At 69.8% G+C, this 26,998-nt stretch carries 22 protein-coding genes and 1 riboswitch; of the genes, 16 read left to right on the top strand and 6 right to left on the bottom strand.

The window, feature by feature from the left end:
• The first annotated feature begins 27 nt into the window (after window positions 1-27).
• The 6 genes from panC (at window position 28) to lysX (ending at window position 7,014) form a co-directional block, all read left to right on the top strand.
• Window positions 28-888, top strand: a complete 861-nt coding sequence (gene panC, locus BJY14_RS24395) for a pantoate--beta-alanine ligase (protein WP_179845756.1) — start codon at window positions 28-30, stop codon at window positions 886-888.
• Complete coding sequence (panD, locus tag BJY14_RS24400) at window positions 888-1,304, top strand: aspartate 1-decarboxylase (RefSeq protein ID WP_179845757.1); 417 nt, start codon at window positions 888-890, stop codon at window positions 1,302-1,304. The genes panC and panD overlap by 1 nt, the downstream gene beginning before the upstream one ends.
• Window positions 1,305-1,352: 48 nt before the next feature.
• A complete protein-coding gene (locus BJY14_RS45545; RefSeq protein ID WP_446678447.1) occupies window positions 1,353-3,809 on the top strand; it encodes an L-aspartate oxidase in 2,457 nt (818 codons plus the stop codon).
• Window positions 3,810-3,859: 50 nt separating this feature from the next.
• A complete protein-coding gene (nadC, locus tag BJY14_RS24415) occupies window positions 3,860-4,663 on the top strand; it encodes a carboxylating nicotinate-nucleotide diphosphorylase (protein ID WP_312879384.1) in 804 nt (267 codons plus the stop codon).
• Between the two features lie 14 nt (window positions 4,664-4,677).
• Complete coding sequence (locus BJY14_RS24420) at window positions 4,678-5,460, top strand: type III pantothenate kinase (RefSeq protein WP_179845759.1); 783 nt, start codon at window positions 4,678-4,680, stop codon at window positions 5,458-5,460.
• A gap of 99 nt (window positions 5,461-5,559) precedes the next feature.
• The gene (lysX, locus tag BJY14_RS24425) at window positions 5,560-7,014 is read left to right on the top strand and encodes a bifunctional lysylphosphatidylglycerol synthetase/lysine--tRNA ligase LysX (protein WP_218906786.1); all 1,455 of its coding nucleotides are present in this window, start codon (window positions 5,560-5,562) and stop codon (window positions 7,012-7,014) included.
• Here lysX and BJY14_RS24430 read toward each other — a convergent pair.
• Window positions 7,001-8,227, bottom strand: coding sequence for a cytochrome P450 (locus BJY14_RS24430; RefSeq protein ID WP_179845761.1), 1,227 nt, complete (start codon window positions 8,225-8,227; stop codon window positions 7,001-7,003). The two genes, lysX and BJY14_RS24430, sit on opposite strands and share 14 nt — an antisense overlap.
• A gap of 55 nt (window positions 8,228-8,282) precedes the next feature.
• Entirely contained in the window at window positions 8,283-9,305 is a 1,023-nt protein-coding gene (locus BJY14_RS24435) for a LacI family DNA-binding transcriptional regulator (protein ID WP_179845762.1), read from the bottom strand.
• 490 nt (window positions 9,306-9,795) lie between these two features.
• On the opposite strand from BJY14_RS24435, the gene BJY14_RS24440 reads away from it, so the two are divergent.
• Complete coding sequence (locus BJY14_RS24440) at window positions 9,796-10,026, top strand: transcriptional regulator (RefSeq protein ID WP_021591725.1); 231 nt, start codon at window positions 9,796-9,798, stop codon at window positions 10,024-10,026.
• Between the two features lie 395 nt (window positions 10,027-10,421).
• On the opposite strand, the gene BJY14_RS47340 is transcribed toward BJY14_RS24440, so the two are convergent.
• Window positions 10,422-11,363: a C40 family peptidase gene (locus BJY14_RS47340; RefSeq protein WP_179849596.1), complete on the bottom strand. Its 942-nt coding sequence runs from the start codon at window positions 11,361-11,363 to the stop codon at window positions 10,422-10,424.
• Window positions 11,364-11,420: 57 nt separating this feature from the next.
• Window positions 11,421-11,627, bottom strand: a riboswitch (cyclic di-AMP (ydaO/yuaA leader).
• A 158-nt stretch (window positions 11,628-11,785) separates the two neighbouring features.
• Here BJY14_RS47340 and BJY14_RS24450 point away from each other — a divergent pair.
• From BJY14_RS24450 to BJY14_RS24480, 7 genes are all read left to right on the top strand, one after another.
• Window positions 11,786-12,307 (top strand): amino-acid N-acetyltransferase, encoded by a 522-nt coding sequence (locus tag BJY14_RS24450; RefSeq protein WP_372505519.1) that lies wholly within the window; start codon window positions 11,786-11,788, stop codon window positions 12,305-12,307.
• A gap of 5 nt (window positions 12,308-12,312) precedes the next feature.
• Entirely contained in the window at window positions 12,313-13,113 is an 801-nt protein-coding gene (locus BJY14_RS24455) for an RDD family protein (protein WP_179845763.1), read from the top strand.
• Between the two features lie 7 nt (window positions 13,114-13,120).
• Window positions 13,121-13,753, top strand: coding sequence for an RDD family protein (locus BJY14_RS45555; RefSeq protein ID WP_246396074.1), 633 nt, complete (start codon window positions 13,121-13,123; stop codon window positions 13,751-13,753).
• Window positions 13,754-14,731: 978 nt separating this feature from the next.
• On the top strand, window positions 14,732-15,055 hold the full coding sequence (locus BJY14_RS24465; RefSeq protein ID WP_089316904.1) for a histone-like nucleoid-structuring protein Lsr2: 324 nt from the start codon (window positions 14,732-14,734) through the stop codon (window positions 15,053-15,055).
• A gap of 392 nt (window positions 15,056-15,447) precedes the next feature.
• A complete protein-coding gene (locus BJY14_RS24470; protein ID WP_179845764.1) occupies window positions 15,448-17,982 on the top strand; it encodes an ATP-dependent Clp protease ATP-binding subunit in 2,535 nt (844 codons plus the stop codon).
• Between the two features lie 1,289 nt (window positions 17,983-19,271).
• Window positions 19,272-19,904 carry an ArsR family transcriptional regulator gene (locus BJY14_RS24475; RefSeq protein WP_179845765.1) on the top strand — a complete coding sequence of 211 codons (633 nt, stop codon included), beginning with the start codon at window positions 19,272-19,274 and terminating at the stop codon, window positions 19,902-19,904.
• Window positions 19,905-20,539: 635 nt separating this feature from the next.
• Window positions 20,540-21,286, top strand: a complete 747-nt coding sequence (locus BJY14_RS24480) for a phosphotransferase family protein (RefSeq protein WP_179845766.1) — start codon at window positions 20,540-20,542, stop codon at window positions 21,284-21,286.
• Between the two features lie 531 nt (window positions 21,287-21,817).
• Here the strand turns inward: BJY14_RS24480 and add are convergent.
• A complete protein-coding gene (gene add, locus BJY14_RS24485) occupies window positions 21,818-22,798 on the bottom strand; it encodes an adenosine deaminase (RefSeq protein WP_179845767.1) in 981 nt (326 codons plus the stop codon).
• A 158-nt stretch (window positions 22,799-22,956) separates the two neighbouring features.
• On the opposite strand from add, the gene BJY14_RS24490 reads away from it, so the two are divergent.
• Window positions 22,957-24,075, top strand: a complete 1,119-nt coding sequence (locus BJY14_RS24490; protein WP_179845768.1) for an NADAR family protein — start codon at window positions 22,957-22,959, stop codon at window positions 24,073-24,075.
• A 211-nt stretch (window positions 24,076-24,286) separates the two neighbouring features.
• Here the strand turns inward: BJY14_RS24490 and BJY14_RS24495 are convergent, their stop codons facing one another.
• On the bottom strand, window positions 24,287-25,165 hold the full coding sequence (locus BJY14_RS24495; RefSeq protein WP_179845769.1) for an HhH-GPD family protein: 879 nt from the start codon (window positions 25,163-25,165) through the stop codon (window positions 24,287-24,289).
• A 131-nt stretch (window positions 25,166-25,296) separates the two neighbouring features.
• Between BJY14_RS24495 and BJY14_RS24500 the strand changes: the two genes are divergently transcribed.
• The gene (locus BJY14_RS24500) at window positions 25,297-25,848 is read left to right on the top strand and encodes a hypothetical protein (RefSeq protein WP_179845770.1); all 552 of its coding nucleotides are present in this window, start codon (window positions 25,297-25,299) and stop codon (window positions 25,846-25,848) included.
• A gap of 24 nt (window positions 25,849-25,872) precedes the next feature.
• Here BJY14_RS24500 and disA read toward each other — a convergent pair whose 3' ends face one another.
• Entirely contained in the window at window positions 25,873-26,955 is a 1,083-nt protein-coding gene (gene disA, locus BJY14_RS24505) for a DNA integrity scanning diadenylate cyclase DisA (RefSeq protein ID WP_179845771.1), read from the bottom strand.
• Between the last annotated feature and the right edge of the window lie 43 nt (window positions 26,956-26,998).

Raw genomic sequence — 26,998 nt, forward strand, 5'->3', positions numbered from 1 at the left:
GTCGTCGCGTGAGGGGACGGGCGCGTCGTGACACCGATCGTCGCGCGCACGCGCGAGGAACTGGCGCGGGCCCGGTCGAAGGCCGGGGGCACGCTGGCGCTCGTCCCGACCATGGGCGCCCTGCACGAGGGGCACCTGTCGCTGATGCGGCAGGCCCGCCGCAGCGCGGACGCGGTCGCGGTCAGCGTCTTCGTCAACCCGCTGCAGTTCGGGCCGGGCGAGGACTTCGACCGCTACCCCCGCACGTTCGCCGCCGACCTGGAAGCCTGCGCCGCCGAGGGGGTGGACTTCGTGTTCGCGCCGGCGCGCGAGGTCATGTACCCGGACGAGCCGCAGGTCACGGTCAGGTCGGGACCCATGGGCGAGGTCGTCGAGGGGGCCGCGCGGCCGGGCCACTTCGACGGGATGCTCACCGTCGTGCTGAAGCTGCTCAACCTCGTCCGCCCCGACGTGGCGATCTTCGGGGAGAAGGACGCGCAGCAGCTCGCGATGATCCGGCGGATGGTCGCCGACCTGAACGTCCCCGTGGAGGTGGTCGGCGCGCCGACCGTCCGCGAGCCGGACGGGCTGGCGCTGTCGAGCCGCAACCGCTACCTGTCCGGGCCCGAGCGGCGGACCGCGCTCGCCCTGTCGCGCGCCCTGCGAGCCGGGGCCGACGCCTCCGCCTCCGGCCCCGACGCCGTGCTGGCGGCCGCGCGCACCGTCCTTTCCGAGGCCGAAGCCGCCGACCCGCCCCTCGCCCTGGACTACCTGGTCCTCGTCGACCCGTCGGCCTTCACCGAGATCACCGGGCGGCACGCCGGCCGGGCCGTCCTCGCCGTCGCGGGCCGCGTCGGCGCCACCCACCTCATCGACAACGTTCCCCTCCAGCTCGGCAAGGAGCACTGATGTTCCGGACGATGTTCAAGTCGAAGATCCACCGCGCCACGGTGACCCAGGCGGACCTGCACTACGTCGGCTCGCTGACCATCGACCAGGACCTGATGGACGCCGCGGACCTGCTGCCCGGCGAGCAGGTCGCGATCGTCGACATCGACAACGGCGCCCGCCTGGAGACCTACCTGATCGCCGGCGAGCGCGGCTCCGGCGTCATCGGGATCAACGGCGCCGCCGCCCGCCTCGTGCAGCCCGGCGACCTGGTCATCATCATCAGCTACGCGCAGATGACCGATGCCGAGGCCCGCGAGTTCGTCCCCGCCGTCGTGCACGTCGACCGCTCCAACAAGATCATTTCGCTGGGCTCCGACCCCGCCGAGCCGGTGCCCGGCACCAGCACCACCCGGGGCGATCTGATCCGCGACTGACCCTTCGGCGGGGGCCGGGGGTCCGGCCGGTCCGGGGTTAGGGTCATAATGACGAGAACCGATCCCGGAGGAGGGCTCGTGATCCCTTCCGTTCTGCACGCCCCCGCGCCCGGCTGGACCACCGACGCCGACGTCGTCGTCATCGGGTCCGGCATCGCCGGCCTGGTCGCCGCGCTGCGCTGCCGCCCCCACGGCCGGGTGCTGCTCGTCACCAAGGCCCTTCTGGACGCCGGGTCGACCCGGTGGGCGCAGGGCGGCATCGCCGCCGCGCTCGCGCCCGACGACACCCCCGAGGAGCACCTCGCCGACACCCTCACCGCGGGCGTCGGCGTCTGCGACGAGGACGCCGTCCGGGCGCTCGTCACCGAGGGACCGGACGCCGTCCGCGCCCTGATCGACCTCGGCACGGCCTTCGACCGCTCCGGCGGCGACATCGCGCTCACCCGCGAGGGCGGCCACCACCGGCGCCGCATCGCGCACGCGGGCGGGGACGCCACCGGCGCCGAGATCAGCCGCGCCCTCCTGGCCGAGCTCAAGGACTCGGACGTCGAGGTGATCGAGCACGCGCTGGTCCTCGACCTGCTGAAGGACGCCGCGGGGCGCGCCGCCGGCGTCACCCTGCACGTCATGGGCGAGGGGCAGCCGGGCGGCGTCGGCGCCGTCCGCGCCCGTGCCGTCGTGCTCGCCACCGGCGGGCTCGGCCAGGTGTTCTCCGCCACGACCAACCCCGAGGTCTCGACGGGCGACGGCGTCGCTCTCGCGCTGCGCGCCGGGGCCGAGGTCACCGACCTGGAGTTCGTCCAGTTCCACCCGACCGTGCTGTGGCTCGGCGAGGGCGCGACGGGGCAGCAGCCGCTGATCTCCGAGGCCGTCCGGGGCGAGGGCGCGCACCTGGTGGACCACGCCGGCGTGCGCTTCATGACCGGGCGTCACGAGCTCGCCGAGCTGGCACCCCGCGACGTCGTCACCAAGGGGATCATCAACCGGATGCGGGAGACCGGCGCCTCCCACATGCTGCTCGACGGCCGCCACTTCGGCGCGGCGATGTGGGAGACCCGCTTCCCGACCATCCTGGCCGCGTGCCGCCACCACGGCATCGACCCGGTGACCGAGCCCATCCCCATCGTGCCGGCCGCCCACCATGCCAGCGGAGGCGTCCGCACGGACCTGCACGGCCGCACGTCCGTCCCCGGCCTGTACGCCTGCGGCGAGGTCGCCTGCACGGGCGTCCATGGCGCGAACCGCCTCGCCTCCAACTCCCTCCTGGAAGGCCTGGTCTTCGCCGCCAGAATCGCCGAAGCCCTCTCCACCGACCTTCAACCCACGACCACCCCCACAGACGACCTGCCCGCTTTGACGGGCCGCCCGCCCGAACCCACGAATGCCCTGCCAGAACCCGACGCCTCAGCAGAGCCCACGGGCGGCCTTCCCGGACCTGCGAGCGGCCCGGCTGGGTCCACGGGTGGGCTGCCAGAACCCGACGCCTCAGCAGAGCCCACGGGCGGCCTGCCCGGACTTGCGAGCGGCCCGGCTGGGTCCACGGGTGGGCTGCCAGAACCCGACGCCTCAGCAGAGCCCACGGGCGGCCTGCCCGGACTTGCGAGCGGCCCGGCTGGGTCCACGGGTGGGCTGCCAGAACCCGACGCCTCAGCAGAGCCCACGGGCGGCCTGCCCGGACTTGCGAGCGGCCCGGCTGGGTCCACGGGTGGGCTGCCAGAACCCGACGCCTCGGCAGAGCCCACGGGCGGCCTGCCCGGACTTGCGAGCGGCCCGGCTGGGTCCACGGGTGGGCTGCCAGAACCCGTCGCCTCGGCAGAGCCCACGGGCGGCCTGCCCGGACTTGCGAGCGGCCCGGCTGGGTCCACGGGTGGGCTGCCAGAACCCGTCGCCTCGGCAGAGCCCACGGGCGGCCTGCCCGGACTTGCGAGCGGCCCGGCTGGGTCCACGGGTGGGCTGCCAGAACCCGACGCCTCGGCAGGGCCGACAGGCGGCCTGCCTGGACCTGCGGGCGACTCGGCCGGGCCTGGGAGCGGCCTTCCCGGACTCGCGGGTGGGGCTTTGGAGGCCGGGCAGGGCGCGGCGGGGTTTGGGAGCACCGTGCAGGAGCCCGCGCGCGTCCTGCCTGAGGTTGCGTCGGTGCTGCTGGGGGTCGGGGATGCCGGGCTGCTGGCGCCTGCGGCGCGGGCGGAAGTGCAGCGGATCATGACCTCCTATGTGGGCGTGCTGCGGCGGGCCGAGGGGCTGGAGACCGCGGTGCGGGAACTGGCGGAGCTCGGGCGCGGGGGCGCGGAGCCCGGGGTGGAGGCATGGGAGGCCACCAACCTGTACACCGTCGCGTCCGCGATCGTGGCGGCGGCGCGGCGGCGGGAGGAGACGCGCGGGAGCCACTGGCGGGAGGACTTCCCCGAGCGCGCGGACGGGACGTGGCGCGGCCGCCTCGTCACCCGGCTGGCGGGGAACGTCCTGACGACCACCTACGAATCTCTGGAAGGGAAGCGCTCATGACACCGGAACTCTCGCAGAGGCTGACCAGCGCCGGGCTGGATCCACAGGCTGTGGAAAACCTTGTCCGGACGGCGCTGGCCGAGGACGGGGAGACCGACGTCACCAGCACCCCGATCTTCGCGCCGCAGGACACCGCGAGCGGGGAGTTGAAGGCGCGCGAGGAGGGGGTCGTCGCGGGCGTTCCCGTGGCGTGCGTCGTCTTCGAGACGCTGGACGTCGCCTACGAGGCGAAGGTCGAGGACGGTGACCGGGTCGTCCCGGGGCAGGTCCTCATCGCGGTCAGCGGCTCCACCAGGGCGATCCTGAGGGCGGAGAGGACGGCACTGAACCTCCTCACGCACCTGTCCGGAATCGCGACCGCCACCCGCGGGTGGATGGACGCCATGGCGGGCACCAAGGCGCAGGTCCGTGACACCCGCAAGACCCTCCCCGGCCTGCGCGCCCTGCAGAAGTACGCCGTGCACTGCGGGGGCGGCGTCAACCACCGGATGGGCCTGCACGACGCCGCTCTCATCAAGGACAACCACATCGCCGCGGCCGGCGGCGTCACCAAGGCGTACGAGGCGATCCGCGCCGTTTACCCGTCCCTGCACGTCCAGGTGGAGTGCGACACCCTCGCGCAGGTGGAGGAGGCGCTGGCCGTGGGAGCCACCAGCATCCTGCTCGATAACATGACCGACGCCGAGATGACCGAGGCGGTCCGGCTCGTGGCAGGGCGGGCGGAACTCGAGGCCAGCGGTGGCCTTACCCTGGAGCGGGCCCGAGACGTCGCCGTGACCGGGGTGGACTACCTTGCGGTCGGCGCGCTGACGCACTCGGCGCACGTGTTCGACATCGGCCTTGACTTCACCTGAACAGCGGGGACCTGATGCTGCTGACCATCGACGTCGGTAACACCCAGACCGTTCTCGGTCTCTTCGAAGGCGACGAGGTGATCGAGCACTGGAGGATCAACACCGATCCGCGGCGCACCGCCGACGAGATCGCGGTGGTCCTGCAGGGGCTCGTCCAGCAGAGCCCGCTGCTGGCCGAGACCGACATCAGCGGCATCGCGCTGTGCTCCACGGTCCCGTCCGTCCTGCACGAGATGCGGGAGATGTGCCGCCGCTACTACGGCGACGTGTCCGCGGTGATCGTGGAGCCGGGCGTCAAGACCGGCGTCCCCGTCCGGATGGACAACCCGAAGGAGGTCGGCGCCGACCGCATCGTGAACGCGCTCGCCGCCGTCCACACCCACGGCGGGCCCGCGATCGTGGTCGACTTCGGCACCGCCACCACCTTCGACGCGGTCTCGGCCAGGGGCGAGTACGTGGGCGGCGCGATCGCCCCCGGCATCGAGATCTCGATCGACGCGCTGTCCTCGCGCGGCGCGCAGCTCCACAAGATCGAGCTGGTCCGGCCGCGCAACGTGATCGCCAAGAACACCGTCGAGGCGCTGCAGTCCGGGATCATCTTCGGCTTCGCCGGCCAGGTGGACGGCATCGTCGAGCGCATGTCGGAGGAGCTCGCCGAGGACCCGGAGGAGGTCACGGTCATCGCCACCGGCGGCCTCGCCCCGCTCGTCCTGGAGGAGTCCCGCAGCATCGACGAGTTCGAGCCGTGGCTCACCCTCATCGGCCTGCGGCTCATCTACGAGCGCAACACTCCGTGACGCGCCGGGCGATCGCGGCGAAGTCGTTCGCCCCGCACCGGACGGGCTGGATAGCCTTGCGATGTGAGTGACGAGACCTTCGACGAGCTCCCGGAGCAGATGCGCGTGCGCCGGGAGAAGCTCGACCGGCTCCGCGAGAGCGGGATCGACCCCTACCCGGTGACCTTCCCGCGGACGGCGACGACCGCCGAGATCCGCGCGAAACACGGCGGCCTGGAGCCGGGCACCGAGACGGGCGAGAAGGCCGGCGTCACCGGTCGCGTCATGCTGATCCGCAACACCGGGAAGCTGTGCTTCGCCACCATCCGGGACGCCGGCGGCGACATCCAGGTCATGCTGTCGCTGGCCAAGGTCGGGCAGGAGCAGCTCGACTTCTGGAAGCGCGAGGTGGACCTCGGCGACCACGTCGGCGTCGAGGGCGAGATCATCACCTCCCGCCGCGGCGAGCTGTCGATCATGGCGGACCGGTTCGCGATCACGTCCAAGTGCCTGCGGCCGCTGCCGGAGAAGCACGCCGGCCTGACCGACCCGGAGGCGCGGGTCCGGCAGCGCTACGTCGACCTCATCGTCAACGACGAGGCGCGGCGGATGGCGCGGGTGCGCAGCGCGACGGTCCGCGCGGTCCGCGACTTCTGGCACGAGGAGGGCTATCTCGAAGTCGAGACGCCCATGCTCCAGCCGATCCACGGCGGGGCCGCGGCGCGCCCGTTCAAGACGCACATCAACGCCTACGACATGGACCTCTACCTGCGCATCGCGATCGAGCTGTACCTCAAGCGGCTCGTCGTCGGCGGCATCGAGAAGGTCTTCGAGATCAACCGCAACTTCCGCAACGAGGGCGCGGACTCCACGCACAACCCCGAGTTCACGATGATCGAGGCCTACGGGACCTACCTCGACTACAACGACATGGCCGACCTGACCCAGCGGATGTACAAGAAGGCGGTCGTCGCCGCCCTCGACACCACCGTGGTCGTCCACGACGGCGTCGAGGTCGACCTCGGCCTCCCGGAGTGGCCGCGGATCACCCTGTACGGCGCGGTGTCGGAGGCGCTCGGCGAGGAGGTCACGCCGCACACGCCGATCGAGTCCGTGCGCAAGCTCGCCGACGCCCGCGACATCTCGTGGGACCCGAAGTGGGGGCAGGGCAAGATCGTCCAGGAGATCTTCGAGGAGCTGGTCGAGCACACCCTCGTCCAGCCCACGTTCGTCATGGACTACCCGGTCGAGACGTCCCCGCTGACCCGCCAGCACCGCGAGGAGCCGCTGCTCACCGAGAAGTGGGACCTCATCGGGTTCGGCACGGAACTCGGCACCGCCTACTCCGAGCTGGTCGACCCGATCGAGCAGCGCCGCCGCCTCACCGAGCAGTCGCTGCTCGCCGCGGGCGGCGACCCCGAGGCCATGCAGCTGGACGAGGACTTCCTGCGCGCCCTGGAGTACGCGATGCCCCCGACGGGCGGGATGGGCGCCGGCATCGACCGCATGATCATGGCGTTCACCGGCAAGGGGATCCGCGACACGATCCTGTTCCCGCTGGTCAAGCCCGAATGACGACCGGAAGCTCGCGCAACCCCCGCAACACGAGGTTGTCGCGGTAGACGAGGTCGCCGGCGGCGAGGGCCACGTCGCGCTCGAACAGCTTGCCGAGCGCGACGCGGCCCTCCAGCCGGGCCAGCGGCGCGCCGAGGCAGAAGTGGACGCCGTGCCCGAACGACAGGTGCTTCGGCGTCTCGCGTCCCTCGGAGTAGCGGAGCAGGTCCAGCCGGTCGGGGTCGTCGAAGAACGCCGGGTCGCGGTTGGCGGCGCCCGTCAGTAGAAGGACGAGCTTCCCGCGCTCGATGAGCGTGCCGTTCAGATCGACGTCCTCCAGCGCCGACCGTAGGGTCAGCTGCACCGGTGGGTCGAAGCGCAGCAGCTCCTCCACCGCCGCCTGGACGTTCCCACGCCGCTCCCGAAACAGCCGCAACTGCGCGGGATCGCGGAGCAGCGCCAGCGCGCCGTTCCCGATGAGGTTCACGGTCGTCTCATGGCCCGCGACGAGCAGCAGGATGCAGGTCGCCAGCAGTTCCTGCTCCGACAGGACGTCTCCGCCGTCAGAGACGCCCACAAGGGCGCTCAGGAGGTCGTCGCGCGGCTCGGCCCGGCGCTTGGCGGCCAGCGCCCGGAAGTACTCCGCGAACTCGTCGCGCGCCGCGTCCCGCTGGGCGATCTCCGCCTCCGGCAGCAGGAAGTCGGGGTCCAGGCCGCGCGCGAGGCTGTCCGACCAGCCCTTGAACAGGTCGCGATCCTCGGCGGGCACGCCGAGCATCTCGCTGATCACGATGACGGGCAGCGGGTAGGCCAGCGTCGCGATCAGGTCGACCTCGCCGGAGACGGGCTCCAGGAGCGCGTCGACGAGCTCCTCGACCCGGGGCCGCAGCCGCTCCACGAGGCGCGGCGTGAACGCCTTGCTGACGAGCCGGCGCAGCCGCGTGTGGTCGGGCGGATCCATGGTCAGGAACGACCGGTGCCGCCCCTGCACCTCGCGCCACACGCCGCCTCCCGACGGACGGTGCCCGAACCGAGGGTCGCGCAGGACGCGCTCGCACAGCTCGTAGGACGCGGTGACGCGCAGACCGACGTCCGTGCGGTGCAGGCTCCGCCCGCCCGCTCCGAGCGTCCGGTAGTGGGCGTACGGGTCGGCGCGGAACGCCGGGTCGCCCGGATCGAAGCCGAGTACCGCGGTCGCCCCGGCCCGTACCGCCTGGCCCGTCCTGTCCTCCATGCCTCAAGCGGACCCGAATCTGAGACGGGATGTCAACAGCGCCGGCAGCGGGACGCTAAGCGCTTTCTCGTATCACCAGGTCGGGCCGCTGGACGACCTGGCGGTGCTGGTGGGACTTGCCCTCGCCGATCTCGGCCATCGCCAGCTCGGCGGCCTCCCAGCCGAGCTCGCGGCGCGGCTGGCGGACGGTGGTGAGCGGCACGGCGGCGCTCGCCGCGAGCTCGATGTCGTCGTAGCCGACCACGGCGATGTCCTCGGGGACGCGGACGCCGAGCCGGATCAGCTCGTTGATCAGGCCGATCGCGAGCAGGTCGTTGGCGCAGAACACGCCGTCGGGCACCGGCGACATGGCCATGATCTCGTGTGCCGCGGCCTGCCCCTCCGTGGGGCTCAGGGCCTCCTTGACCAGGACCGGGGGCTTGCCGAGGCCCGCCTCGACGATCGTGCGGGCGGCCCCGTCGCGGCGTTCCACGCAGGGCTGCGGCTCGGGGGTCCCGGTCACGAACGCGATGCGCTCCCGTCCGATGCCGAGCAGGTACGCGGCGGCGGCCTCACCGCCCGCCACATGGTCGACCCGGGCGGAGCACACGTCGGAGGCGTCCCGGTCGATCAGCACCACGCTCATGCCCGCGGCGCGCAGCCGGGAGATGTCGCGGGGACCGATCCCGACCGGGATGACCAGGGCCCCGGCGGCCTGCTGGTCGGCGAGCAGTTCCAGCAGGCGGCGCTCCTTTTCGGCGGAGTGGTCGCTGGACAGCCACAGGGCGTCGTGGCCCGCCGCGTTGAGCGCGGCCTCGGCGCCCCGTGCGACGTCGGTCGCGTACGGGTTGGCGAGGTCTTCGACGAGGACGCCGAACGCCCGGCGCGGCTGGTCGCCGAACTCGCCCGCGGTCCGCTCGGGGCCCGTGCGGAGCCGTCGCGCGGACTCGTTGCGCACGAATCCGAGCTCCTCGATCGCCGCGCGGACACGGTCACGGGTAGCTTCGGCCACGAGATCTGGCCGGTTTAGGACATTCGAAACGGTCCCAACTGAGACTCCAGCACGCCTCGCGACCTCACGAATACTGGTCTGTGGCAACTCGCTCCTCGTCCCGCTCCATGGGCGTTTTCCCAGGTAGTGGAGTTTGGCATGGCGGGGCGCCGAATGCACGGTCACACATGGTGAGCGAACGGGCACGCAGCGCTCTTGACCGGCGCTTGACGGGCCGGATCCGGCCGCCTAGCGTTCCGAGCCGAAGCGTAGCTTGAAACGATTCACGATCTTCGTTCACCGCGAGGACCGGTGGGTTCGGCGAGAAGGGGCGGGCGGATGGCTGGCGATCACATCCCGTCTCCCTCGGCAGGCCAACGAGTGAATCGTCACCCGGAGTTCCCCCGTACACCCCCGCAATCGGCCATGCGGCCACCTCCGGCCAAGCGCGCGAGACAGAAAAGGAACTCGATGATCTAAGTCCGGAAGGGTCCGGACCCGGCAACCCAACGCGCGTACAGATCGAGGCGCCCAACCCGTGCCTGTGCAGCGGACGGCTGCATCCCCGCGGTCATCACCACGGACGAGGGAGGACGGAGTGGAAACAGCCACACTCGCACGTCGTGGCACCGACGATTTCGGGCTGAGCGAGGAAGAGATCCGGCTGCTCGCCCAGATCGCCAGCGGTGTCACCGCCGATGTGGCGGCACGCAAGCTGGAACTGAGCGCTCGGACCTTGCGGCGCCGGCTGCGGACGATCTGCGACCGGCTGGAGGTCAACACCCCTATCGAGGCCGTGGTGTGGGCGGCCCGGAGGCAGCTCATCTAGCGATGCACCCCCGACGCTCGCCAGGGGACGGCGAGCGTCATCCGGAGAAACGGCGGCTCATCCGAATTCCGTCCGACCCCGCAGCGGCGGCGCCCGCGCCCTGGCAGGTAGGTCCCTGCAGAAGGCGTCGCCGCGGACGGCGTTCGGGCCTGACAGGCCCACCCGGCCCGCCCGTTTTCCGGTGATCTTTGCCCCATGACGGCCTCGTCCGGCGGGCCCGGGTCAGCTCATCTCAGCGTGACGGATGGAACGGCGAGATCGGTCAGCATGACGCGTCCGCCGGCCGCCCCGCGGGCAGACCGGCGCATTCCAGCAGCCCAGGGCGGCGCTGTCCGCCTCCGAGACCGCCGACGACCGGCTTGATAGAGCGCGCGTCAGGCGCGGCGACGCAGTGCCTAGGCGACCCGGACGCCGCCGGCGAAGGGGCGTCCGTCCATGGAGGCGATCTTCACGACGTCCCCGGTGTGCGGGGCGTGCAGCATCTTGCCGCCGCCGACGTAGATCCCCATGTGGTGCAGGTCGGAGTAGAAGAAGACGAGATCGCCCGGCTGCAGGTCGCTGCGCGACACGTGCGTTCCGGCGTTCCACTGGCTGCCGGTGTAGTGCGGCAGGTTGATGCCGACCTGCTTGTAGGCCCACATCGTGAGGCCGGAGCAGTCGAACGTGGTCGGACCGGCGGCGCCCCACACGTACGGGCGGCCGATCTTGCTCATCGCGTACCGGAGCGCCTGCGCGGCCTTGCCCGTGCCGATGACGGGGAGCTTGGCCAGCTGGGTGGGGTCCTTGTCGACGAGCTTGCCGCGGATCTTCTCGTAGGCATCGGTGATCTTCGTGCGCTGCGAGTCGAGTTGCGTCTTCAGGTCCTTGACCTGCTTGGCGCGGGTCTCGGCCGACTTGCGGGCCCGCTGGGCGGACTGCATGGCCTGCATCAGCCCGAGCACCTGGGTGCTGTCCTGCTTGGCGAAGTAGTGGAGGGTCGCCGCCTGGTCGAGGATGGACTGCGGGTCCTGGGAGGCGACGAACGAGACCGCGGGGTCGGAGCCGCCCTGCATGTAGCTCGTCGCCGCGAGGGATCCGACCTTCTGGCGGAGCGCCTCCAGCGTCTTCTCCTGGCGCTTGGCGTTCTCCGTGGCGACCTTGGCGGCGCGCTGCGACTGCGCGAGCCTGACCTTCAGCCCGTTGTACTGCTCGGTGAGCTGCTCCAGCTGGTCGGCGAGCTTGAGCGCCTTGGTCCTCAGCTCCTTGGCGGAGGGCTCGGGGTCGGCGTGCGCGACGGCGATCGCCTGCGGGGCGATCGCGTGCGGAGCGGCCGAAACGACGGCGAGCGCGCCGACCACGAAGGCCGCACGCCCACGGAAGCGTGAAAGGGAAGCATGCCGCGATCGCTTCACGAATACTCCTCTCCTCAGCCGCCTACCGGGTTAGCTGACGGGTTGGGGCCGGAGCAGCCCGTCCGCGTCCGCGGGCGAACCGATCGCCCGCGACTGCGGATTCACCCCTCACGGTCGTCGCTCAGGGCGAACCCCCGAAACGCTCCGAAAGTGGGTCCCCGGCTCCTCGGGCAGCTGGTTGCGACCCGTGGGACTCGGCGGAATCGGCCCCCGTCCTGCGGTGGGCCGACGTCAGCGATGGACACTAACGGACCCCGCATTGGATGCCAACCAGAACATGCGAATTCGCAGGTCGCGCGGCGCGGTGAACGAGAGAACGAGGAGGGCGCCGCCTGGCGGGTCGCGGCGTTCGATAATCTCGCCTGTTTGTGGAAGTCGTGATCCGGCGTGCCCGTACCGCCGACGTCCAGGAGATCCGCAGGCTCGTCGACCTGTACGCCGGGTCGGGGCGACGCCTGCTCAAGAAGACGACGGTCAAGCTGTACGAGGACGTCCAGGAGTTCTGGGTCGCCGAGGACATCCAGCACGGGACGCCCGGGCCGGTCATCGGCTGCGGTGCCCTGCACGTCATGTGGGAGGACCTCGCGGAGGTCCGTTCGGTCGCGGTGGACAAGGGATGCGGGGGACGGGGGATCGGGCACCGGATCGTGACCCGCCTCCTGGAGAACGCGCGTGAACTCGGCGTGCGAAGGGTGTTCTGCCTTACCTTCGAGGTGGAGTTCTTCGCCCGCCACGGCTTCGAGCAGATCCTTGGGACTCCGGTGGCGCCAGAGGTGTACGAGGAACTTCTCCGCTCCTACGACGAAGGCGTGGCAGAGTTCTTGGACCTCGACCGGGTCAAGCCGAATACGTTGGGCAACACCCGGATGTTGCTTCGCCTGGAGGACTGACTCAAATGCCCGATTCCCCCCACCGCGGGCGGCCTTACCAGCCCCAGCAGGGGCAGGGTTCCTACGGCCCGCCGCCTCCGTACCAAGGTTCTCAGTGGCAGCAACCACAGCAGCAGTCGTCCCAGCAGCAGTGGGACCAGCAGCCCCAGCAGCAATGGCAGCCGCAACAGCAGCAGTGGGACCAGCAGCCCGCCTACGACGACTACAACAACTCCTACGACGACGGCGGTGACTTGGCCCTGGCGCCGATCCACCGCAGGGCGGGCGCACGAATCGTCGACAACGCGCTCGTCGCGGTCTTCGGGTTCGCTCTCGTCCTGCCGGTGACGATCGGCGCGTTCGGTCTGGGCAAGCCCGGCAGCAAGACGGAGGACGAGGGCGGCGTCTGGAACTGGCCCATCATCTTCACCCTCTTCTGCGTCCTGTCCGTGCTGCCGTTCATCTATGAGGCCGTGCAGCTGTCGATGTGGGGCCGGACGCTGGGGAAGCGCGTTCTGGGCCTGGGCGTCGTTCAGGCGCGGCCTGCGGGCACCCCCATCACCACGACCCAGGCTGTCTGGCGTGCCGGCATCACCCACGTCGGTTACCAGCTCGGCGTTTTCTTCTTCCTCGTCTTGGCGGTGATGGTGTGGGACTACGCCGCGTACGGGATGGTGCTGGTCTGGGCGGGCGCGCTGATGGCCTACCTGTGGGCGATCTGGGACCAGCCTCTGCATCAGTCGCTGCACGATCGCTTCGCCGGCACGCTCGTCATTGACGAGCGGGTCGGATATGACGAGTCCGAGTACTCCGAGTACCCGGGCTAAGGCCACGATGGCGGCATCGCTCGCCGAGCCGGGGCAGAGGCTCCTGGCGCGCGTCGTGGACACGCTCGTCGTCGGCGTCCCCGTCGTCCTCGTCGTCCGCGAACTGGTACCCGGGCACACGGCGGACGTCATGGCTCCGTCCGCCGTGGCCGGATGCATGCTTCTGTACGAGGCGATCCAGCTCGCCCTCTGGGGCCGGACGCTGGGCAAGCGCGTCGCGGGCATCGAGGTGGTCGCGGCGACGCCTCAGGAGGCGCCTGAAGCGGCGCCACGGGGGGCTGGGGGAGCGGGCGGAGCGGGCGAGAACGCCGGGCTCGGCAACGAGTCGGCCTTCCCCGTGTCGGTGCCGGGGTTCGTGCCCGTGGCGGCTCCTGAGCCCGCGAAGGCCCCGGCCCCTGAGGAGGCTGAGGTCGTGGACGCGTCCACGCGGCCGGACGTTCTGCACTGCGTTCTGCGGGCCGCCGTCTATTCGGTGCCGATCGGGCTGCGTCCGATTCCCGTTCTCGGTCTGCTCGCGAGCATCTTCTGGGTCGTGAACGCCGGGGCCATGTTCGAGGGCGTTCGCCGCCAGGCCGTTCATGACAGGCTCGCCGGGACGCTCGTGGTAAAACGCCCGCGGCCCGAATCCTCGGCCTTCTGAGGCCCTCTCCGCCGCACCGGGAGGTGCTCGCGGGGTCCGATAACACCCGTCCGATACCGCGCACTCGCGTGCGCGGCCGGGCGCGTGCCCAGGTCCACTCGCATGTGCCATACATGTTTTCGTCGAGATGGCCGCTGTTTCCGGACGTCCGAGGTGCCGGCGGCATATGCCCGCTCGTTCCGGTTACGGTCCTGAAACCGGTGGGATGTGTCTCGTCCCGGACGTCCCCTCCGCTTTGACAGTTCCCTCCGAAGCTGTTGCTGTGACCGGAACGGACTCGCTTGTTGACCGCCGTGGACTTACTCCGGATGGCACGCTCCCGCACTTGGAACGGACCTTTCGTGCGGCATGCCGGTGGCGGGAGCGCAGCCGGAGGTCGACGGCCCTCCGGGGTCGGGCGCCGTGCCGAAGAACTGGAGTGCGCGGTTGGAATGTGTCCAAATCTCCCGATTTCGCGTGGCGGCGCTCGGGGCGGGCGCATCCACGTCCTGAGCAGGGCGCGGACTTCTCGCGTCCGCCCCCGGCAACAGATTTCGCGGCCGGGGCGCCCGCCGTTATTCGTCCACATCCCCCGGTCCGGGCGTTGATCGAGCGCCGGGGTCGGCCGCGTATTACGACGCGGGCGCGGTTAGTGGCGATACGGGAGGTTAATCGCCGCGCTCCCCGGTGACGCCTGCAAACCCGGACCAATGCGCGTGCACCAGTGCAGGTCAGCACGCTACGCCGTGACGCCGGTCACGCCTGAAAACCCGGGCGCCACGCCGGCGCTTGGAAATTCATGGACGCCGGGCCGGATCCAGGCGCCGCCCGAGGGTCGTGCGCACCCGAAACGGTGAGGCCGATTACAGCCGGTCACGAGCCGGAAGGCGACTTCGCGCGAGTGCCGGTTCACGCGGATGCTGGAATTGTCATCTGCGAAGTTCTAGGTATATCTTTGGCACTCGATTGGAGTTTGCTCAAGCTGAAAGGTCTGTCCCCATGGCACAGAAGGTTCAAGTGCTTCTCGTCGACGACCTCGACGGTGGCGAGGCGGACGAGACCGTAGCGTTCTCGATCGACGGCGCCTCCTACGAGATCGACCTCAGTGGCGCCAACGCGACGAAGCTGCGGGAATCGCTGCAGCCGTTCGTCGAGAAGTCCCGTAAGGCGGGCACGGTCAACCGCCGCCGTCGGCAGCGCGGTGCGTCCAGCCGCGAGCGCAGCGCCGAGATCCGCGCCTGGGCCAAGAACAACGGCATCAAGGTCAATGAGCGCGGCCGCATCCCGGCTCACGTGATCGAGCAGTACGAGGCGGCCAACTGATCCGCCCGGACCGCCCGCGGCCCGTCTCCGTTCGCGGGGCGGGCCGTTCGCCGTTCACGCCGCGAGTCGATCACCGTTCGCTTGTGGCGTAGCGCCTGCGCGGTTCGGCGTGTCCGGCGTGAGGTACACAGGGCGCGCGGGTGGAAACTCCACCCTCATTCGGCACTCTCGGCCCGCGCCCTGACCGACCTGCGGAAAGCCCCTCGTTCGCTTGGGGCGTAGCGGGAACATGACGCACCGATGCGGTAGTTGGATGAGACTGAACAGCGCATAGCTGGGGAACGTCTCCTGGTGGGAGTGCACCGGGCGGCCTCCTCGGGGCGGGCTAGCATGCGGAAGGACAGTTCCGGACGTTCCGGACTCTGGCCAACCGCTCTGTGAGGAGCGACGAGATGTTCGAGAGGTTCACCGACCGCGCGCGGCGGGTTGTTGTTCTGGCTCAGGAAGAGGCCAGGATGCTCAACCACAACTACATCGGTACCGAGCACATCCTCCTGGGTCTGATCCACGAGGGTGAGGGGGTTGCCGCCAAGGCTCTGGAGAGTCTGGGGATCAGTCTTGAGGCTGTGCGTCAGCAGGTCGAGGAGATCATCGGTCAGGGGCAGCAGGCTCCTTCGGGGCATATTCCGTTCACTCCGCGGGCGAAGAAGGTTTTGGAGCTGTCGCTGCGTGAGGCGTTGCAGCTGGGTCACAACTACATCGGTACCGAGCACATCCTGCTGGGGTTGATCCGTGAGGGTGAGGGTGTCGCGGCTCAGGTGCTGGTGAAGTTGGGTGCGGATCTGAACCGGGTGCGTCAGCAGGTGATTCAGTTGCTGCACGGGTACCAGGGGAAGGAGCCGGCGGCTTCTGGTGGTCCGTCGGAGGCGGCTCCGTCGACGTCGCTGGTGCTGGATCAGTTCGGTCGGAATCTGACGCAGGCGGCGCGTGAGGGCAAGCTCGACCCGGTGATCGGCCGGGACAAGGAGATCGAGCGGGTCATGCAGGTGCTGTCGCGGCGTACCAAGAACAATCCGGTGCTGGTGGGTGAGCCGGGTGTGGGTAAGACCGCGGTGGTGGAGGGTCTGGCGCAGAAGATCGTCAAGGGTGAGGTGCCCGAGACGCTCAAGGACAAGCAGCTCTACACCCTGGACCTGGGTGCGCTGGTCGCGGGTTCGCGGTATCGGGGTGATTTCGAGGAGCGTTTGAAGAAGGTCCTCAAGGAGATCCGGACCCGCGGCGACATCATCTTGTTCATCGATGAGCTGCACACGCTGGTGGGTGCGGGCGCCGCGGAGGGCGCGATCGACGCCGCCTCGATCCTGAAGCCGATGCTGGCGCGGGGTGAGTTGCAGACGATCGGTGCGACGACGCTGGATGAGTACCGCAAGCATCTGGAGAAGGACGCGGCGCTGGAGCGGCGGTTCCAGCCGATCCAGGTGGCCGAGCCGTCGCTGTCGCACACGATCGAGATCCTCAAGGGGCTGCGGGACCGTTACGAGGCGCATCACCGGGTGTCGATCACCGATGGTGCGCTGGTCGCGGCGGCGCAGCTGGCCGACCGCTACATCTCGGACCGGTTCCTGCCCGACAAGGCGATCGATCTGATCGATGAGGCGGGGTCGCGGATGCGGATCCGTCGGATGACCGCGCCGCCGGACCTGCGCGAGTACGACGAGAAGATCGCCGATGTGCGTCGTGACAAGGAGTCGGCGATCGACGCGCAGGACTTCGAGAAGGCCGCGGCGCTGCGGGATTCGGAGAAGCAGCTGCTGGGGCAGAAGGCGCAGCGGGAGAAGGAGTGGAAGGCCGGTGACATGGACGTGGTCGCCGAGGTCACCGATGAGCTGATCGCCGAGGTGCTGGCCACCGCGACCGGGATCCCGGTGTTCAAGCTGACCGAGGAGGAGTCGACGCGGCTGCTGCGGATGGAGGACGAGCTCCACAAGCGCGTGATCGGTCAGGAGGACGCGATCAAGGCGCTGTCGCAGTCGATCCGGCGGACCCGGGCGGGGCTCAAGGACCCCAAGCGTCCGGGTGGTTCGTTCATCTTCGCCGGCCCGTCCGGGGTGGGGAAGACCGAGTTGTCCAAGACGCTGGCGGAGTTCTTGTTCGGGGACGAGGACGCGCTGATCCAGCTGGACATGTCGGAGTTCATGGAGAAGCACACGGTGTCGCGGCTGTTCGGATCTCCGCCCGGCTATGTCGGGTATGAGGAGGGCGGTCAGCTGACCGAGAAGGTGCGGCGCAAGCCGTTCTCGGTGGTGCTGTTCGATGAGATCGAGAAGGCCCACCAGGACATCTTCAACTCGCTGCTGCAGATCCTGGAGGACGGTCGGCTGACCGATGCCCAGGGCCGGGTGGTGGACTTCAAGAACACCGTGATCATCATGACGACCAACCTTGGGTCCAAGGACATCTCCAAGGGCGTGTCGATGGGGTTCGCGCGGCAGAACGACGAGCAGGGCTCGTACGAGCGGATGAAGGCCAAGGTGTCCGAAGAGCTCAAGCAGCACTTCCGGCCCGAGTTCCTCAACCGTGTCGATGACACGGTGGTGTTCCACCAGCTCACTCCCAAGGAGATCATCCAGATCGTGGATCTGATGATCGCCAAGGTCGACCAGCGGCTCCACGACCGCGACATGGGCATCGAGCTGCGTCAGGAGGCCAAGGACCTGCTGGCCATCCGCGGCTACGACCCGGTCCTGGGCGCCCGGCCGCTGCGCCGCACCATCCAGCGCGAGATCGAGGACAACCTCTCGGAGAAGATCCTCTACAACGAGCTCAAGCCCGGCCAGATCGTCATCGTCGGCACCGAGGGCTTCGACCCCGACAACACCGACACCGCCGAAAACGCCAAGTTCACCTTCAAGGGCGTGCCGAAGCCGTCGACCGTCCCCGACAGCCCGCCCCCCATCGAGGGCGCGGTGAACTTCAACAAGGACTGAGCAAGGCCCACGACACAGCGCTGCTCCTTCTGACCAAGAAGGAGCAGCGCTGTGTTTGTTTGCATTTCTCTCCTCCTTCGGGCCTTGAAGGCCCTCCATCGTCGAGAAACGCGGGCGATCGTTGGCATCGCTCCGGCTCGCCTGGCGGCTCGCTGCGCGATCAGGTTCTCGCTTCGCTTGAACCTGCCTTCGGACGCGATCGCGGCCATTGAGGTTGTTGCGTGGTTGCGGCGCCGGCTGAGGTGGGTGTTGAAGTGCTCTGCTGCCTCGGGCGCTGAGCGCCCCCTGCCGTCGGCCACCACGGGCGATCGTTGGCATCGCTCCGGCTCGCCTGGCGGCTCGCTGCGCGATCAGGTTCTCGCTTCGCTCGAATCTGCCTTCGGACGTGATCGCGGGTGTTGGGATCGTTGGGTGGTGCGGCGTCGTCGGCTGAGGTGGGCCTTGTAGTGCTCTCCTCCTTCGGACGTTGAGCGCTCTCTGTCGACGGTTCTGAGGCGGTCGCTGGCATCGCTCCGGTTCGCTGCGCGATCTGGTTCTCGCAAGTTCGAAGCTGCCCTCGGACGCGATCGCGGTCCCCAGGCCGCCGCTGCGTGTTGCTGCGGTGGCTGAGTTGGGTGCTGGTGGTCCCAGCATGGCCGCCGTGAAGCACAACGGGTCTCAGGTGTCGTCTTGGTGGGTCTTGTAGCCGGACGTCAAAATTTGGATCTCCCTGGAGGCTGTGGGCCAACCGTTCCGCCTCTTCGAATGGCGGTGGTAACTAGGCTCGTCGTTTCCGGCAGAGTCGCTCTACAAGTCCCGCCTGGCCTGCCGTTGGAGGTCGCAGGTGTAGATGACCTAGCTGGACTTGCAGGTGGCCGGCCTGGCTGCTGCCGTGAAGCGCGGCGAGGGCGCGGGCGTTGTCATGTTGGGCAGGCCCCGCCTTGCCCGCTATTGAGGAAGCCCAGGTGTGGAGCCCCTGGACTTTCGGGGAACGGCTTCGCTGCTGTCGTGGACTCGGTGGGGGCGTGGGTGCCGTTCTGGCTGGGCTTGTGGCCGGACGGCGACGTTCGGGGCCGCCTGGACGTTGTGGGCCGGCCTCTCGCTTCTTCAGGCCCAGACCGGAGGGGCCGATGGGGTTATCCACAGAACGTCGTTCGGCCTCTGATGTCCGCCGTCCTCGCGGACCCTGTAGGTGACTTCAGGGAGGCCCAGCGTGCAAGTGAACCGCCGCATCCGTCACTGTCCGAACATCACGTCCGCCCAACTCGGCGACATCCCGAACTGTCAGAGCCCGGCCCTATCATTCGAACATGCATTCGAATGCGGCGGGCTTCAGGCGGCGTGGCCGGGCCGTCCTCGGCGACGCGCGGGCACGGTCACCGGCCCAGCCTCCGATCTTTCGCTCGCGCCTGCAGGGCGAACTGCTCGCCCGTCTCCTGCTCGGACCCGAGCGCGAGGCCTCGATGCTGGATCTTGCAGTGATGCTTCGGACCGATCTTGCGTCCGTCATGCGCGAGGTGGAGCGGCTGGCCCATGCCGACGTCCTCACCCTGCGCCGCACCCTGGCCGGACGCATCGTGAGCCGCAATGCCGAGAGCCCCCTCTACGAGCCGCTGGCCCGGCTCCTGATGCTCACGTTCGGTCCTGCCGCCGTGGTGGCCGAAGAGTTCGGCCGCCTGCCCGCAGTCCGCGAGCTCTACCTATTCGGCCCCTGGGCGGAACGCTACGAAGGGATCCCCGGCCCCCCACCCGTGGACGTCGAGGTCCTGGTGATCGGGGACCTCCCGCTGGACGCGGCCTTCGACACCGCCCAGGAGGCGGCAGCCCGCCTAGGCCTTCCGGTCCACGCGGTAGTCCGCCCCTTGGCCCAGTGGCGAGACGACACAGACCCCTTCCTGCGAGAGATCTGTGAAGGCGAGGTGCTGATTGGGGTGCTCTGTTAACGGCAGCGCTCCCCTACTTCGGGCCCTGACGGCCCTCCATAATCGAGCCCCGGTGTGATCGCTGGCCTCGTTTAAGCTCGCTTGGCGGCTCGCTGCGCGGTCAGGTTCTCGCGAGCCTGAACCTGCTTTCGGACTTGATCGAGGCCCGGAGGTTGCCGCGTGGTTGGTGCGGGGGCTGAGGTCGCCGGCCTAATGAACACGCCGCGGCCGTTGCGTTGTTCTGCCTCTCTGGCTGCCCAGGCGGCACGTGACTGAGGGCGCTTGCCTCCGCGATCCGCGCTGCTTGATGGCGAGCGGTGGCGGCAGTCGCCGGTGGACGTCCAAGGCTTCTCAGAGTCGCATCTGGGGCCTGACGGGATTCGTCCTATGTGTGGCTTTGGGGTCGTTGTCAGCCCGGCTGGGGCAGTCACGGACGGGCCTCGAAGGCTGGCCCGTGTGGCGTGTGGGCTGAGTGTGTCGACTGTGTGTGGCTTGGTTGGCGGCGATGTTGGTGAGTTAGACAGTGTGGTGGTGGGCTTGGCCTGGTCAGAGGGCGGTGTCTTACATGAGGCCGTTTGGCGGGACGCGGTCAGCCGCGTAGTCGCACGCGAATAACCAGGCGACTTCGGTGGGTGCTCCCGAGATAGTGGTCGCCCATGGATGAGGTCGAGGTCGTCGTCGCCCATTCCGAGCGTGCGACTCTGCGCGTGGGTGACGTGTTCCTGAAGGTGGACGCTGATCAGGCGCGCATCGACGTCGAGGTCGAGGCGATGTCCCTCGCGCCGGTCCCGACGCCGGAGGTGCTGTGGCACAAGCCGCCCGCGCTCGCGATCGCCGCGCTTCCGGGGACGACGCTTGGGCGGCTCGGCGGGCCGTCGACCGGGTCGCCGGCGGCGTGGGCGGCGGCGGGCGCCACCATCCGGAAGCTGCACGACGCGCCGCTGCCGTCCAGGCCCGGCCGGGCGGGACGGAGCATCGCCGCGCTGACTGCGGAACTCGACGAGGAGTGCGAGCTGCTCGTGACCAGCGGCACTTTGCCCGCCGACCTGGTCACCCGCAACCGCCAAGTCGCCGAGGCCGCGCTCCGGCCCTGGACTCCGGCGTTCACGCACGGCGACCTGCAGATCGCGCATGTCTTCGTCGACGGCGACGAGGTCACGGGCATCATCGACTGGTCCGAGGCAGGCCAGGGTGATGCCCTGTACGACCTCGCGACCTTCACGCTCGGACACGAGGAGCACCTCGATGACGTCATCGCCGGCTATGGCATCGATGTCGACCTCGACGTGATCTACGCGTGGTGGTCGTTGCGGAGCCTGCTGGCGGTTCGCTGGCTGATCGAGCACGGGTTCGACCCCTTCGCGCCAGGCTGTGAGGTCGATGTGCTGGAAGCCTGGATGTGAGGCTGAGCGGGGGGGTGACTGCCACGTGTGCGTTTTGACGCCTCGAACGGGCCATTCCCTGGGGCGCTTCTGCCCTTGCCTTCAACAGAGTGCGGTGCGAAGTCGTCGCTCCAGATGACGGTGCAGCCTAGGGTGACGGGCGCGTGGTGGGGTCGTCGCGGATCTCCCAGTGGATACGCAGGCGGCGACCGCCGCGCGGCCACGAACGGCGGCGACAGGTGCCCGTTCTCCGGCTGAGGCGCCGGAAACACCACCGGAAAGCCTCCCTCGGGCTCGCCTAAGGCCGCGGCGGGGTCCTGGCCCGCGTCGCCGCGCTGGCCCGCGTCGCCGCGCGGGCGTGCGGCCTTGGCGGCGGGTGTCGCCGTCGGCGGGTCGCCGTGCGCGGTCGTTGGGACCGCGGCGGTGGCCGTTCGCCGTCGCCCTCTGCTCGGGCTGTGTGCGGTTGTTGTTCAGCGGAGGTGGGGGGCCGCTAGGGGGGTGTTGTGCGCCTTGATGAGCTGCTTGTTGGCGGGGGTGTTTCAGGTCGCCGGGCTACGGCGGTGGGGTTGTTAGCCAGGTTTGGATTGCGTCTTGGAGGGTCTTCTTTGTCTGGGGTGGGGCGAAGGAGGCGGTTACGGCGGCTTGGGCCAGGGCGGCCAGGGTGGGGTCGTCGTAAGCGAAGGTGGTGCGGACGTGGGCGTACTCGGTTGCTAGAGGGGTGTTGATCAGGGCGGGGATGTCGGTGTTGAGGGTGACCAGCAGCCCGGCTTCGCGGAGGCGGGGGAGGGGGTGCGCGTCCAGGGACGGGACGAAGCCCAGCGCGACGTTGGAGGACGGGCAGACCTCCAGGGGGATGCCGCGTTCGCGGACCTCGGCCACCAGGTCGGGGTCGTCCAGGATCCGGATGCCGTGGCCCAGGCGCTCGGTGCGGCCGGGGCCGAGAGCCTGCCGGATGCTGGCCGGGCCCTCGCCCTCGCCTGCGTGGTGGACGATGTGGAGTCCGGCGTCGTGGGCGGCGTCGAAGACCTCGGTGAACGGGTCGCCGGGGTGGGCCTCGTCGCCGGCGAGGCCGACGGCGACCACGCGGTCGTGGCGGCGGGCCAGGTCGAGGGTCCGCCAGGCGCGCTCGACGGAGCGGCGGCGGGAGTGGTCGAGGATCAGGCGGCACTCGATGCCGAAGGCTTCCTGGCCCGCCTCAAGGCCCTCCAGGACGGCCGTCAGGGGCATGTCGAGGTCGCCGAGGCGCTCGCCGTGGGCGGCTGCCGTGAACGAGACCTCGGCGTACCGGACGCCTTGGGCCGACTCGTCCTGGCAGAACTCGTAGGCGATGCGGCGGAAGTCATCGGGCTTCTGAAGGCAGTCGCGGACGAGGCCGTTCTGCGCGAAGAAGGAGGCGAAGTCGCCGAACGCGCCGACGTCGTCGGGGACCTGCACGCCGTTGGCGGCGCCGATCTCGCGGAGGGTGGCTCGGCGAACGGTGCTTTCGAGGTGGACGTGCAGGTGTGCTTTGGGCAGGGTCAGGAGATCGCGCACTGGCGTACGGTACGAGCCCGCGGCCTGAGTTGACGAACGAATTTTCGTTGACCGGTGTGGGGAGATCGGCCCATGATCGGCCCGATGCGCGGTCGTGTCGCACCTGGGTGGGGCGGCGGTCGCTCGGCCGCGCTGGACGAGATTGAGGAGTTCTCGTATTGCTACGGATCCACCGGATCGAGGACGGGCGGCGCATCGAGGGAGTGGCGCGGCCCATCTTCATCCACAACGTCTCGTACCACCTCACGAACCTTCTGGTGTTCGCGGACGGCGCCATCAGCTGCTGGGAGTGGGTCGACCTGGAGGGCCTCCGCGAGAAGCTCGAATGCGGGTGGGTCGTGACGGAGGTACCCGACGGTGGTGAGATCAGCGCGTTCGAGCTGGGCCGGTGGAAGGCCGCCGAGCCGATGTTCGGCCTCACCCCGGAGATGCTGCTGGGGGAGGTGGCCGACGACATCGAGCGGCTGAACGAGCGTCCGGATTCCACCGACCGGTGCCTGGCGCTGCTGGACCGGTACCTGGAGTCGCGGGACGAGGCCGACCGGCTGGCGCTGCGCGAGGCGTACCTGGCGATCCCCGCCCACAAACGCCATTACTCGCTCGGCGACATGGACAACAAAGACCGCCCGCTGGTCTTCCTGTGCACCGATGTCGGGGAGCGCCCGATCGGTGGCTGGTTCGACGATGATGTGGTCACCGAAGCCATGCGGGAATGGGCGCTGGACTACTTCGCCGAGGAGAAGCGCGCTCGCGCGGAATACGAGTCGAAGCGGTCGGCGGACGATCCGCCGGAACCTTCGAGCGGGACGATTCACCTTGGCGGACGCGTGTTTCCGCGAGGGTGGCCGGAGGACCCGGGAATCGACGCGCTGCAGAACGACTACCCGGCCCCGATCGAGGTCGGCGGCGTCCTCTACCCGTCGGTCACGCACGCCTACTGGGCTCTGTCCGCTGAGGATCCCGAGGTCCGGGAGCGGATCCGCGCGTCCGAACGGCCCTACGACGCCCAGAAGATCGCAGAGGAGGCGTCCCGCGTCCAGGGATGGCCGCAGGCCAGGACGGCGGTGATGGCCGGACTCATGCGTGCGAAATACGCGCAGCATCCGGAATTGGCGGAGATCCTGCTCGGTACGGGCGACGCGCCGATCGGGTACGGCGGGATCGACTCCGACCACTGGATCACGCGCGGAGATAGAGGCCGAAACTGGGTGGGGCGCCTGCTGGAGCTCGTCCGTTCTGACATTTGTGCCCAGAGGTCCGGCCTCCCGCTTTCCTGAAGGGGGGTATAGGTGCGCTCCGGTCGGACGGTAGCGTCCGGGGGCCCGCCCCTGTATCTCGTCTATGCGGATATTTGTGTGTTAGAGGGCTGTTGTTTGCGAGGGCAGGCACGGGTGCGATCGGCCTGTGGCTGCGCTCGGTCGTCAGCTCCTCTGAGTCCCTTGGGGGTGGTTCGATCGACCTGTCCATGGGGCCGTCCGGACCGGAGGGTCAGCCCGGGAGGGCGTAGCGGCCGTCTTCCAGGGGGTCGACCAGGCCGTCGGCGATGAGGGCGTCGAGGGCGCGTTCGCGTTGGACGGCGTCCGACCAGACGATGTCGAGGGCCGGTTTTTCGACGGGTTCGTCGGCGTCTCGCAGGACGGCCAGGAGGCGGCCCCGGCACTGCCGGTCGGTGCCGGCGTAGGTCTGGCCCCTTCGCGGTGGCCCGTCGTAGGCGGGTCGGCCGTTCAGTTGCCACGCGCACTTGTCGATGACGGGGCAGTCGACGCAGCGGGGTGAGCGGGCGGTGCAGACCAGCGCGCCCAGTTCCATGACGGCGACGGCCCAGCGGGCGGCGGTCGGCGGGTCGAGCGGGAGGAGGCTCTCGGCGAGCCTGACCTCGGCCTTGGTCTGCGTCTTCGGCGGGTACTCGGCGCCGGAGAGCAGCCGGGCCAGGACGCGGCGGACGTTGGTGTCGAGGACGGCGTGCCGCTGCCGGAACGCGAAGCTGGCGACGGCGGCGGCGGTGTAGGCGCCGATTCCGGGGAGCGCCAGGAGGTCCTCGTGGGAGGAGGGGACGTCGCCGCCGTGCCGTTCGGTGATCGCGCAAGCGGCCTGGTGGAGGCGCAGCGCGCGGCGCGGGTAGCCGAGCCGGCCCCATGCGCGGACGGCCTCGCCGGACGGTTCGGCGGCGAGCGCGGCGGGCGTCGGCCAGCGCGTCGTCCAGACGTCCCAGACGGGCAGGACGCGGGAGACCGGTGTCTGCTGAAGCATGATCTCGCTGACGAGGACGCCCCAGGGGGTCGTGTCCGGCGCCCGCCACGGGAGGTCCCGGGCGTTCGCGTCGTACCAGGCGAGGATCGGTGCGGTGTAGGCGGATTCGGTGTTCATGCGCGCCGCCATTGTGGCATGCGGCGGGTCGCCCGCTCTTCCTGGTTCGCTGAATGCATACTGCCCGCATGGGGGCGAACACTGAGCGCGACCGGGATGGCTCTGGGCTCGATCGATACTGGCGGCGGCGCGTGTGGGCCCTGGGGGGCGTCCTTGGGGCCGTCGGCCTGCTGGCCTGGACATGCCAGGGAGGTGGCGGGGAGGCCGAGCCGCGCCGCGCCGCGGGTGCGGCCGAGGCCACGCGCCCTCCTCCGCCGCCGAGCGCGATGCCGACGGTCACCGTCACCACGACGACCACGCCCGCGCCGGAGCAGGCCGACGGCGGCCCCTGCGACCGCGGTGACCTCGTGGTCAACATGTCCGCCGCGAAGAACGTCTACGCCGGGGCCGAGCGGCCGGAGTTCCGGGTCACGGTGGTCAGCACGGGTGAGGGCTCCTGCGCGTTCGACACGGGGGCGCTGGACGTCCGCATCACTTCCGGCGCGGACCGGGTCTGGTCGTCGACCAAGTGCCGCAGGGGCGACGCGCCCAAGGCGACGCTCCGGCGCGGCATCCCCTACGTCGACGACGTCGTCTGGGACCGCCGGCGCGACTGCAAGGGCGCCGTCCGTGCTCGTCCCGGCACCTACGTGGCGACCCTGAAAGGCGTGAAGGCCAAGAAGCTGGTCTTCAGCCTTCGCTGACGCCTCCCGAGGGCCCGCACAGGGTCAGACGTAGCGCTCCAGGATGGACGATTCGGCCAGGCGGGAGAGGCCCTCGCGGACGCTGCGGGCGCGGGATTCGCCCACGCCGCCGACGGCCTGGAGGTCGTCGATGCTGGCGGCGAGGAGTTTCTGCAGGCCGCCGAAGTGTTCGACGAGGCGCTCGACGACCATGCTCGGCAGCCGGGGGACCTTGGCGAGCAGCCGGAAGCCCTTGGGGCTGACGGGCAGGTCGAGGGCGTCGGGGCCGGCGAAGCCCATCACCTCGGCGACCGTGGACAGGTCGAGCAGCTCGTTGGCCGACAGGGTGTCGAGGGAGGACAGGATGGCGTCCACGCCGCGGGTGCGGGTGTCGTCGGACGGGTAGTCGCGGACGATCAGCTGCCGGTCGACGTCGACGCCGGAGACCAGCTCGTCGAGCTGCAGGGACAGCAGGCGGCCGTCGGTGCCGAGCTCGACGACGTAGCCCTCGATCTCGTCGGCGATGCGGCGCACCATCTCCAGGCGCTGGACGACGGCGCTGACGTCCCGGACGGTGACGAGGTCCTCGATCTCCAGTGCCGACAGCGTGCCGGACACCTCGTCGAGGCGCAGCTTGTAGCGTTCGAGGGTGGCCAGGGCCTGGTTGGCCTTGGAGAGGATGGCCGCCGAGTCTTCCAGGACGTAGCGGATGCCGTCGAGGTAGAGCGCGATGATGTGCATGGACTGGCTCACCGAGATGACCGGCAGGCCGGTCTGGCGGGCGACGCGCTCCGCGGTGCGGTGGCGGGTTCCCGACTCCTCGGTGGGGAGGGTGGAGTCCGGCACGAGGTGGACGGCGGCGCGGACGATGCGGGTGTGGCTGTCGTCGAGGACGATCGCGCCGTCCATCTTGGCGAGCTCGCGCAGCCGGGTGGCGGAGAACTCGACGTCGAGCTCGAAGCCGCCCGTGCACAGCTCCGCGACGGGCTTGTCGTAGCCGAGCACGATCAGGCCGCCGGTGTGGCCCCGCAGGATGCGCTCCAGTCCGTCCCGGATCTGGGTGCCGGGAGCCACCGCTGCCAGTGTGGCGCGGCGTCGTTCGTCATGACCCTTGTCGTGTGATGGCACCTGGCCCCCGGAGGTCGCTGGACGGGCGCCAGTTTACCGAGGC

The organism is Actinomadura luteofluorescens (genome assembly GCF_013409365.1).
Lineage (GTDB): Bacteria > Actinomycetota > Actinomycetes > Streptosporangiales > Streptosporangiaceae > Spirillospora > Spirillospora luteofluorescens.

Excerpts from the sequence above, each read along its gene's own strand:
- panD (WP_179845757.1), top strand. The coding sequence starts at position 888 with ATGTTCCGGACGATGTTCAAGTCGAAGATCCACCGCGCCACGGTGACC.
- BJY14_RS45545 (WP_446678447.1), top strand. The coding sequence starts at position 1,353 with ATGACGAGAACCGATCCCGGAGGAGGGCTCGTGATCCCTTCCGTTCTG.
- BJY14_RS24420 (WP_179845759.1), top strand. The coding sequence starts at position 4,678 with ATGCTGCTGACCATCGACGTCGGTAACACCCAGACCGTTCTCGGTCTC.
- lysX (WP_218906786.1), top strand. The coding sequence starts at position 5,560 with ATGCGCGTGCGCCGGGAGAAGCTCGACCGGCTCCGCGAGAGCGGGATC.
- BJY14_RS24430 (WP_179845761.1), bottom strand. The coding sequence starts at position 8,227 with ATGGAGGACAGGACGGGCCAGGCGGTACGGGCCGGGGCGACCGCGGTA.
- BJY14_RS24455 (WP_179845763.1), top strand. The coding sequence starts at position 12,313 with ATGCCCGATTCCCCCCACCGCGGGCGGCCTTACCAGCCCCAGCAGGGG.
- BJY14_RS45555 (WP_246396074.1), top strand. The coding sequence starts at position 13,121 with ATGGCGGCATCGCTCGCCGAGCCGGGGCAGAGGCTCCTGGCGCGCGTC.
- BJY14_RS24465 (WP_089316904.1), top strand. The coding sequence starts at position 14,732 with ATGGCACAGAAGGTTCAAGTGCTTCTCGTCGACGACCTCGACGGTGGC.
- BJY14_RS24470 (WP_179845764.1), top strand. The coding sequence starts at position 15,448 with ATGTTCGAGAGGTTCACCGACCGCGCGCGGCGGGTTGTTGTTCTGGCT.
- BJY14_RS24475 (WP_179845765.1), top strand. The coding sequence starts at position 19,272 with ATGCATTCGAATGCGGCGGGCTTCAGGCGGCGTGGCCGGGCCGTCCTC.
- BJY14_RS24480 (WP_179845766.1), top strand. The coding sequence starts at position 20,540 with ATGGATGAGGTCGAGGTCGTCGTCGCCCATTCCGAGCGTGCGACTCTG.
- BJY14_RS24495 (WP_179845769.1), bottom strand. The coding sequence starts at position 25,165 with ATGAACACCGAATCCGCCTACACCGCACCGATCCTCGCCTGGTACGAC.